The 6,395-nt window shown below is 61.4% G+C and carries 7 protein-coding genes and 1 rRNA gene; 4 read left to right on the top strand and 4 right to left on the bottom strand.

Annotation, left to right across the window (positions count from 1 at the left end; genetic code table 11):
• Positions 1-8 precede the first annotated feature (8 nt).
• A 5S ribosomal RNA gene (gene rrf, locus J7I86_RS05610) occupies positions 9-125 on the top strand.
• Positions 126-319: 194 nt separating this feature from the next.
• Here rrf and J7I86_RS05605 read toward each other — a convergent pair.
• From J7I86_RS05605 to J7I86_RS05590, 4 genes are all read right to left on the bottom strand, one after another.
• A complete protein-coding gene (locus J7I86_RS05605) occupies positions 320-1,213 on the bottom strand; it encodes a glucose 1-dehydrogenase (protein ID WP_214816763.1) in 894 nt (297 codons plus the stop codon).
• A gap of 162 nt (positions 1,214-1,375) precedes the next feature.
• Complete coding sequence (locus J7I86_RS05600; protein ID WP_214816760.1) at positions 1,376-2,209, bottom strand: alpha/beta fold hydrolase; 834 nt, start codon at positions 2,207-2,209, stop codon at positions 1,376-1,378.
• A 63-nt stretch (positions 2,210-2,272) separates the two neighbouring features.
• Complete coding sequence (locus J7I86_RS05595; protein WP_214816757.1) at positions 2,273-3,127, bottom strand: alpha/beta fold hydrolase; 855 nt, start codon at positions 3,125-3,127, stop codon at positions 2,273-2,275.
• 9 nt (positions 3,128-3,136) lie between these two features.
• Positions 3,137-4,039: an alpha/beta fold hydrolase gene (locus tag J7I86_RS05590; RefSeq protein WP_214816754.1), complete on the bottom strand. Its 903-nt coding sequence runs from the start codon at positions 4,037-4,039 to the stop codon at positions 3,137-3,139.
• Positions 4,040-4,114: 75 nt separating this feature from the next.
• Here J7I86_RS05590 and lysS point away from each other — a divergent pair, with 75 nt between their 5' ends.
• From lysS to J7I86_RS05575, 3 genes are all read left to right on the top strand, one after another.
• Positions 4,115-5,644 carry a lysine--tRNA ligase gene (gene lysS, locus J7I86_RS05585; RefSeq protein WP_214816751.1) on the top strand — a complete coding sequence of 510 codons (1,530 nt, stop codon included), beginning with the start codon at positions 4,115-4,117 and terminating at the stop codon, positions 5,642-5,644.
• A gap of 2 nt (positions 5,645-5,646) precedes the next feature.
• A complete protein-coding gene (locus J7I86_RS05580) occupies positions 5,647-5,820 on the top strand; it encodes a hypothetical protein (protein WP_011772935.1) in 174 nt (57 codons plus the stop codon).
• Positions 5,821-5,949: 129 nt separating this feature from the next.
• Positions 5,950-6,276, top strand: a complete 327-nt coding sequence (locus J7I86_RS05575) for an Lsr2 family protein (RefSeq protein WP_214816748.1) — start codon at positions 5,950-5,952, stop codon at positions 6,274-6,276.
• Positions 6,277-6,395: the final 119 nt, after the last annotated feature.

The raw sequence follows: 6,395 nt of genomic DNA, 5'->3' as shown, positions 1-6,395 counted from the left end.
AACAGAGTTACGGCGGTCATAGCGTGGGGGAAACGCCCGGTCCCATTCCGAACCCGGAAGCTAAGACCCACAGCGCCGATGGTACTGCACCCGGGAGGGTGTGGGAGAGTAGGACACCGCCGGACACAAATTCAGGAGAGCCCCGACCACCAGGTCGGGGCTCCCCGCATTTAACAACCAAAAAGCGTCGGACACCTCCGGAACAAAGCCGGCCGCCTCTGGAACAAAGTCGCCCGCCCCGGGACCAGGCTTGCCCCGAGTAAGCGGGAACAAGCCCGGCCCTTTAAGTAGGCCAGGACGACGACTTCACGGCCATGAGCTAAGGCGTGGGGCTGCCACCGTTGACGTTGAGGGTTTCGCCGACCACGTAGCTGGACTCAGGTGATGCAAGGAACACATACGCCGGAGCCAGTTCTGCGGGCTGGCCAGCGCGACCCAGGGGAGTTGATTGGCCGAACTCCGGCAGTTCTTCCTTCGGCTGTCCGCTGCTGACCTGCAGGGGTGTCCAGATAGGGCCAGGCGCCACGGCGTTTACCCGGATGCCCTTGGGCGCGAGCTGCTGGGCGAGTCCCTTGGTGAAGTTGTTGATGCTCGCCTTGGTAGTGGCGTAGTCCACCAGTGTTGGCGACGGGTTGTAGGCCTGGATGGATGTGGTGTTGATAATGGTTGACCCGGCAGGAAGGTGGGGTAGGGCTGCCTTTGTCAGCCAGAACATGGCGTACACGTTGGTTTTCTGCGTGTGGTCGAACTGTTCGTCGGTGATCTCGGTCAGGTCTTTCTGAGCCACCTGCTTGCCGGCGTTGTTGACCAGGATGTCCACTCCACCGAGGACGGCAACGGCGGTATCCACCACTTCCTGGCACATGGCAGAGTCTTTGAGGTCTCCGGGTACTTTTACGGCCTTGCGGCCTGCGGCCTCGATGATGCCGGCAATTCGTGCTCCGTCTTCTTCCTCTTCGGGCAGGTACGAAAGAACGACGTCTGCCCCTTCCCGGGCAAAGGCGATGGCCGTGGCGGCACCGATTCCTGAGTCCGCGCCAGTGACGATCGCCTTGCGGCCCTCCAGTCGTCCCGTCCCACGGTAGCTCTCTTCACCCAGGTCCGCCTTGGGTGTCAGCTTGGCATCGAGGCCGGGTTCGGGCTGGTGTTGTTTGGGCGGTGCGATTTGTTCATAGGCCGTGACAGGGTTTCGGAATGTGTACTGATCAGTCATGTTGGTCCTCCTGTTGCCGAGGTCTGGAACACGTAAAGCTGCCGGAAACTAAACCGGTCAGCACCCCTCAAAAGATAAGGGGGCTTACGAATGACAGCCTAGAGGCGGGAGGAGCGATCTGCCAAGCCAGGGTCTGTGGACGCAGATATGCTGCCGGCGGTCCTAGCCCGAGAAGAACTCTGACAATTCCGCGATCAGTTTGTCCGGGGCCTTGTTGGGTCCGTCATGGCCGAACCCGGGAAGGATGGTGTAACTGGAGCCGGACAGGATGTCGTGGATCTGACCGCACGCAACCCCAAAGTGTGCCGGGCTCTTTTCTCCCACCACAATCAGGGTCTCCAAGGGCAGCTCAAGGAACGGCTCGGGAGGCATGTCCGCGGCGATGACGGCCTTGATTTCGCGGACGCCGCAGGTCATCAGCTCGCGCATCTGCTTGCCCAAGGGTGTTCCGGCGGCAAGCTTGTTCGCCAAGGTCAACATGGACAATGGCATACGGGCGAAGGCTCCGCCGGTCTCAACGCCCTTGATGAGGATGGCGAGTGCGCGATCATAGTCGCCGGCCGCCGTCGCGCGCTCATAATCTGGCGTCCAGTCGGCTTTGACGCTGTGGTTGACTGAAACGGCGGGATCATACACAGCCAGGCGCTCCACGGGCAGCGTCCGAGCCGCGTGCAGCGCAACGGCACCGCCGAAGCTGTGCCCGAACACGTCGGTGCTGGACGTGTGCTTCATGACATCATCGAGGTCCCGAATATCCGCTTCAAGCGTGTAATCCTCCGACTGCGGGGATGAGTCACCGCGCCCACGCCGGTTGAACGTGTGGACGGGACGGCCGAGGGCTTCGCTGAGTTTCTGCGCGAAGCGCGTGTAGTCAGTGGCCGTCACCATGGAGGCAGGAACGACGACGACACCGGAGCCTGCCGCTGCCAGCTCGCCGCCGGTGGTGAGGACTTCGAGGTGTCCGCCGTCGTGGGTCATGATGATGTCGCGCGTCATGACTCGAGCCTAACCGAGCGACCTGACTGCAGGCAGCATGCCGGCCCTTATGTGGACAACCTCTCAGCCTTTGAAGTAGTCCGAGATGTCGGAAACCAGTTCATTGACCGCGGCCGGAACAGAGCCGTGGAAGCCTTTAGGCGAGACTTCCAAGGTGCTGCCCGGAACGGCCCTGTTGAGCCGCGCTGCGGTGACTTTATAGAACTGAGGGCTCTTCTTACCCACCATGAAGTGGGTGCTTGGAGGCAATACTGAGAAGTCCTTCGGGGTATCGGCGGCATCGAAAGCTGCTTTGAGTTCGCCCACACCTGAGGGCATGAGCTCACGGAAAAGCTTGTTGATTTTGGTCCCCGAGACCACGGCCATCAGTCCGGCCAACACCGGCTCCGGGACCCGGGCCAAGGCAGTTCCGGGCTCCATGCCGCGTTTCATCCGGGCCAGTGCCCGCCCAACATCGCCCTGATTGACGGACTCCGCGAATCCGTCCAGCCAGGCGGTATCCATGCTGCCGTCAATGTTCACCGCGGCGTCGTAAACGGCGAGTTTGTCCGGTTGGTGGGGCGTGCCTGCGAAGGCCTGGGCCGCGTTCAGGGCGACGGCACCGCCCAGGCTGTGGCCCATGATGTTGCGGGCGCCCGTGGCGTCCATGATGATGCGGACATCGGCGATCTCCGTGGCCATGGAGTAGTTGTGGGGTTGCTCCGTTGACTTGCCCCGGCCGCGACGGTCGTACACATCCACGGCCCAGCCTTCACCTAGTCCCTTGGACAGGGCTATGGAGAAAGGGCGGTAGATCAGTGCGGTCAGGAATGCGCCGCCAATGAGCACCACGCGGCGTTCCCCGGGCGCGTCTTCCGTGCCGTAGCTGTACAAGGCGAGGTTGCCGCCGTCGTGCGTTCTGATGTCCCGTTCCTTCACCGGAACATCCTAGGGGGCACTGACGCTTTCTTCCTCCACGGGATTCCCCGACAGGAACCGGGCGATGCGCGAAGCGAGCCGTTTCCCGGGCCGGAGCGGACCCTCATGGAACTGAAGCGGCACCACCGCGAAGGTGATCGCCGGCACGGCCCCGGCCAGAATCCGTCCGGTCTCTGCGAAGTAGGACGGACTCCAGCCACCGCTGAGCATGAGCGTGGGGGTGGAGAGCCTCATGAAGTCGTGAAGGTGCGCGTCGGCGTCCAGCACCGCACGCATTTCCGTGACGGCCGTGGGTAGCAAGGAGCGCATCTCCAAACCCAGCCGGGTCCGGGCTGAGAGGACACTGAGAGCCCGGAGCGCACCCATGGGAAGATAGGAAATCGGCCCCGCCGTCCCCAACCCCTGCACCAGATGGGCCCAGGCATGATCCAGCTGGCCTGAGCTGACGGCTTCCTCAAGCTCGGGCCGCCACCGGCTGCTGAGGTTGCCGGAGAGGGACACCGCGGCGTCGTAGGTGACCAGCTTGTTGATCCGGGCTTGGCGGGCGGCTTGAAGTGCCACGAATCCGCCGTAGCTGTGCGCCACCACGTCCGTTGAGCGGCTCTGTTCCATGACCGTTCGAAGGTCCGCGATCTCGGTGTCCACGGAGTAGTCCGGTGGCTGGGGTGCGGAATGGCCCCGTCCGCGCCGGTTGTAACTGTGCACGGGTCGCCCCAGCATGACGCTCAGCGTCCGCGCGAACGGCCAGTACAGGGAGTCGGTTACCAAGGTGCCATGAACAAGCACGACGCCGGCTGGTTCAGCGGGTGCCTTCGAACCCGGAATTGAGGCACCTACTGAACGAGCCGGCCGGAAAGTGTGCACCTCAAGCTGCCCGCCGCCGTCGTTCGTTTCAACCGTCCACGTCTCCACAGCCCGAGTCTATGCGTTTCCCCGATCTTGGCGCCCGGAAGTAAAGGTCCGTAATCACCGGTAAACTTAAGGACTGTGACTTCCGCAAACACCCCCGCCCAGAACACCTCCGCAGAGCCCATCGATGCCAGCGAGCAAATGCGCATCCGTATGGAGAAGCGCGCCAAGCTGATGGAGCGCGGCACCGAGGCCTATCCGGTGGGTGTTGAACGGACCCATTCCCTGAGCGAAATCCGCGAGAAATACGCACATCTTGAAGCCGACGAAACCACCGGCGAGATGGTGGGCGTCACCGGCCGCGTAGTGTTCGTCCGCAACACCGGCAAGCTGTGCTTCGCAACCCTCCAGGAGGGCGGCGTTGACGGCATGGGTGTGCGCCTGCAGGCGATGCTGAGCCTTGCCAACGTTGGTGAGGAAGCACTTGCCGACTGGAAGGCCCTTGTTGACCTTGGCGACCACGTCTTTATCAAGGGCGAGGTCATCTCATCCCGTCGCGGCGAACTGTCTGTCATGGCCGACTCCTGGTCCATGGCATCCAAGGCACTGCGCCCGCTGCCGGTCCTGCACGCAGAACTGAATGAAGAAACCCGTGTTCGGCAGCGTTATGTGGATCTCATGGTCCGCGACGAAGCCCGCGAAATGGTTTACAAGCGTGCCGCCATCACCCGTTCAGTCCGTGACACCCTTGACCGCCACGGCTACGTGGAGGTGGAGACTCCGATCCTGCAGCTGGTCCACGGCGGCGCTACTGCCCGTCCGTTCGAGACGCACATGAACGCGTTCGATCAGAAGATGACCCTCCGCATCGCCACTGAGCTCTTCCTCAAGCGCGCCGTTGTTGGCGGCATTGACCGCGTGTATGACATGGGCCGGGTCTTCCGTAACGAAGGCGTGGACTCCACGCACAGCCCCGAATTCACCACCCTCGAATGCTACGAAGCGTGGGCGGACCAGTTCGTCATGGCCGAGCGCATGAAGGAAATCATCCTGAATGTGGCCGACGTCGTAGGTACACGCACCATCCAGACGGACGCGGGTGAAATTAACCTCGACGGCGAATGGGCTTGGATTTCGGTGTACCCGGGTATTTCCGAAGCAGTGGGAATTGAAATTACTCCGGACACCACCGTGGATGAGTTGCTGGCAATTGCTGCCAAGCACGAGGTCAAGGTGGACCCCAAGTGGGACGCCGAGAAGATCGTGGTGGAACTGTTCGGCGAGATCGTGGAACCCACATTGCTGAACCCCACGTTTGTGTACGACTACCCGCCCTCCGCCCAGCCCCTGGCGCGCCCGCACCGCGAAGACGGCCGGCTCATCGAGGCTTGGGACCTGATTATTGGCGGCATGGAGCGCGGTACGGCGTTCTCTGAGCTCATTGACCCCGTGATCCAGCGTGAACGCCTCACAGAGCAATCCCGCCGCTCCGCTGCGGGCGACGAGGAAGCCATGCAGTTGGATGAGGACTTCCTCCGGGCCCTTGAATACGGTGCACCGCCCATGGGTGGCATCGGGCTGGGTATTGACCGTCTGGTGATGCTGTTCACCGGTGCCGGTATCCGCGAAACCATCCTTTTCCCATTGCTGAAGCCTGAAGGTCACTGATTATGGAGTACATCGCAGTCCTGGCGCCATCCATTGTGGTGGGATTGATCTTCTGGTTTGCCATGAAGTCGATCTTCAATGCGGACAAATCGGAACGGCAGGCCGAAGCCAAGGCGCAGGCTGAAGCGAATTTGAAAAATTCAGGACCTGCGTCCGAAGGTCCGGCAGCTAAATAGCTTCAATTGGGTTCAGCTAACTGAAGAGAATCCAATTACACTTTGACGTGCATGCTTGCCGTGAACGATAATCATCAAAGGAATCCGGGGAATTTCTGATTATCCAACCCTCCGAATGAGAGGCACCTCATGGCACAGAAAGTAAAAATCATCCTCGTCGATGACCTGGATGAAGGAGCCGCGGACGAAACTGTCCGTTTTGGCCTCGATGGCGTGAGCTACGAGATGGACCTGTCCACTGCCAACGCAGCCTCGCTGCGCAACGCATTGGAGCCCTATGTCGCAAAGGCAAGGAAGACTTCTTCCGGCCGGGCAACCCGGGGCCGTGCTACAGCCGCACGTAACCAAGATTCCGCGCAAATCCGCCAGTGGGCCCGTGACAACGGTTACACGGTCAACAGCCGCGGACGTATTCAGGCTGAAATTCAGGAAGCGTACCAAAAGGCCAATTCCTGATTCACCGCTTCAATGCCCCGGCAGTCACTGCCGGGGCATTGGCGTTTAAGCCCGAAGTTTCTAAGCGGCAGTCCCAAGGCTTGGAATATCCTGTGAATCCGCCGGGGTCTTCAAGCTTC

Source organism: Arthrobacter sp. ISL-95 (assembly GCF_018613695.1).
Lineage (GTDB): Bacteria > Actinomycetota > Actinomycetes > Actinomycetales > Micrococcaceae > Arthrobacter.
The sequence above is the reverse complement of the archived record's forward strand: the minus strand, read 5'-3'. Positions and strand labels throughout refer to the sequence as shown.

Coding starts and splice junctions, on each gene's coding strand:
- J7I86_RS05605 (WP_214816763.1), bottom strand. CDS start 1,213: ATGACTGATCAGTACACATTCCGAAACCCTGTCACGGCCTATGAACAA.
- J7I86_RS05600 (WP_214816760.1), bottom strand. CDS start 2,209: ATGACGCGCGACATCATCATGACCCACGACGGCGGACACCTCGAAGTC.
- J7I86_RS05580 (WP_011772935.1), top strand. CDS start 5,647: ATGGAGTACATCGCAGTCCTGGCGCCATCCATTGTGGTGGGATTGATC.
- J7I86_RS05575 (WP_214816748.1), top strand. CDS start 5,950: ATGGCACAGAAAGTAAAAATCATCCTCGTCGATGACCTGGATGAAGGA.